Annotated in this window: 4 protein-coding genes; 2 read left to right on the top strand and 2 right to left on the bottom strand. The window is 37.1% G+C overall.

What is annotated here, in order from left to right; translation table 11 throughout:
- Positions 1–67: 67 nt before the first annotated feature.
- Positions 68–490: a hypothetical protein gene (locus PVV64_RS10300; RefSeq protein WP_273760892.1), complete on the bottom strand. Its 423-nt coding sequence runs from the start codon at positions 488–490 to the stop codon at positions 68–70.
- Between the two features lie 227 nt (positions 491–717).
- Entirely contained in the window at positions 718–1,047 is a 330-nt protein-coding gene (locus PVV64_RS10295) for a helix-turn-helix domain-containing protein (RefSeq protein WP_273760891.1), read from the bottom strand.
- 112 nt (positions 1,048–1,159) lie between these two features.
- Between PVV64_RS10295 and PVV64_RS10290 the strand changes: the two genes are divergently transcribed.
- Together PVV64_RS10290 and PVV64_RS10285 are read left to right on the top strand one after the other, a co-directional pair.
- Positions 1,160–1,444: a hypothetical protein gene (locus PVV64_RS10290; RefSeq protein ID WP_273760890.1), complete on the top strand. Its 285-nt coding sequence runs from the start codon at positions 1,160–1,162 to the stop codon at positions 1,442–1,444.
- 9 nt (positions 1,445–1,453) lie between these two features.
- Positions 1,454–1,875: hypothetical protein (locus tag PVV64_RS10285; RefSeq protein ID WP_273760889.1), on the top strand; the 422-nt coding region annotated here is incomplete at its 3' end.

Genomic DNA, 1,875 nt, shown 5'->3' with positions numbered 1-1,875 from the left:
CTCTTCCTTTGTCGCTCTTGAAAAGAACGGCATTGGTTTGTGTTGTAATTTTTTGAAAAAGGGTGCGCTATGAGAGGCGCTTTGAATATATTGAGTAATTTGGATAGTCAGGAAGGACATCAGAAGGTCGTAAACGGTTTTGCTCTTCATAAGTGCCGTAGACTTTATCAATGTATTCTTCTTGAGCTAAATCATCTAAAAGTTGATTGAAAGCCTCACTTTCACGAATAAAGCTGTGAACCTTAGAGTGCTCATTAAGGCGCTCTCTGTTCTCGTTTACATAGAATTGAGCGATTTCTTCAGAGATGTCTTCACACCGGTTAGTTGCGGGTTCAACGCGGAAGATTTGGCCGGCATTATCGGCTTCATTAATAAAGTCGATAATGTCTTTTTCTTCGAAGAAAGGTCCATATTGCGCGAGGTTTTCTGTTTCATCTTCGCAAATGACTAAGAGAATTTCCTTAGAAGTTATGAAAACTGGTTTGTCCACAATTGCCTCCATAGCGCCTATTGGCAGTAGCTAATTTATAAGATATGGAGTGGATATAGATGCAAAAAGTGCAATAGTCAACATAAAAATGTAAAAAGTGCATATTTATGTTAGGTGTGTTTTTTTTAAAAATGCACTATCCACACTTTATGGAGATATGATTATGCAAATAGCGGAACAAGATTCCAACCTTTTAGAAAAGTTTTCTCAGAAAGAAAAAGAAACCATTACTTATCTTTTGATTGCCTTAAAAACTCAATATATGAAACCACAGACTTCTTATTTTCTTCAGAAAGATCACGATAAAAATTCATAAATTCTTGATCAACATCAGAGAAGAAATTTGGGGGGGGTTCATTAAAAAACTCAGCTATTTTAACTAATTCCCCAATACTTATGCTTCTGGATTTTCCGTTTTTGTAAGGATTAATCATTCTGCTTATAGTGGATTGATGAATTCCCAAATAGGCGGCTAGTTCTATTTGAGCACCGTGTCCGCGCTCCTCTAATTTTTTTTCTAGCCATTGCTGGATACTTTTTTCAATATTGCTACTCATAATCTGATTATTATCCTTAAAAATACGGAAAATGCAAAAATGTTAAAAGTGCATTTTTTGTTGACATATGTAAAAAGTGCAATTATTTATTGCGCTGTTATGGAGATTACATATGCCTTCAAGATTAATCATAAAATATTTAGGTGGTTTCAAAACTGTAGCAACCATAGTGCAAAGAGATGTGTCATCTGTTTCTAGATGGCGTGGTTTTATACCAGCAAAACACCAGCAAAGACTTTTAAATTATGCGCGTTCCCATGGGATAGATTTGCGCCCTGATGATTTTTTTTATCCAGAACGCTTGCAAAGATTAATGGAAGAGCAAGCAAGCACCCCAATGACAAAATTTTCCAAAAGCCCCCGCGTTGATAGCGCGGGCGACAGTTTGCAGCCTTAGGAGATGATGATGGCTACAGAAAAGAAATATGAATTTACTGGTGAGACAATCGAATTTGACGGTCATATTTTACACCGAATTAGAGCATTAAGAGATTTTGGAAATGTCAAAAAAGGTGATTTAGGTGGGTTTATACAGTTTGAACGTAACTTAAGTCACGAAGGCAATTGCTGGGTTAGTGATGATGCATGTGTTTATATCCTTGCACAAGTTTATGAAAATGCGGAGGTTCATGATGATGCCAAAGTTTTTTATGGTGCAAGGGTTTATGGGAAATCTCGTATTTATCATAATGCCCAAGTTTATGATCGTGCCGATGTTTTTGGTAATGCCGAGGTTTTTGGTAATGCCGAGGTTTTGGGTAGGTCCAAGGTTTTTGGCAATGCCGAGGTTTGTGGTGATGCCAAGGTTGATGACTGCGCCCATGTTTT

The sequence above is a fragment of the Bartonella sp. ML70XJBT.G genome (assembly GCF_028618575.1).
In the GTDB taxonomy this organism is placed as follows: domain Bacteria; phylum Pseudomonadota; class Alphaproteobacteria; order Rhizobiales; family Rhizobiaceae; genus Bartonella.
The sequence above is the reverse complement of the archived record's forward strand: the minus strand, read 5'-3'. Positions and strand labels throughout refer to the sequence as shown.

Coding starts and splice junctions, on each gene's coding strand:
- PVV64_RS10295 (WP_273760891.1), bottom strand. CDS start 1,047: ATGAGTAGCAATATTGAAAAAAGTATCCAGCAATGGCTAGAAAAAAAA.
- PVV64_RS10290 (WP_273760890.1), top strand. CDS start 1,160: ATGCCTTCAAGATTAATCATAAAATATTTAGGTGGTTTCAAAACTGTA.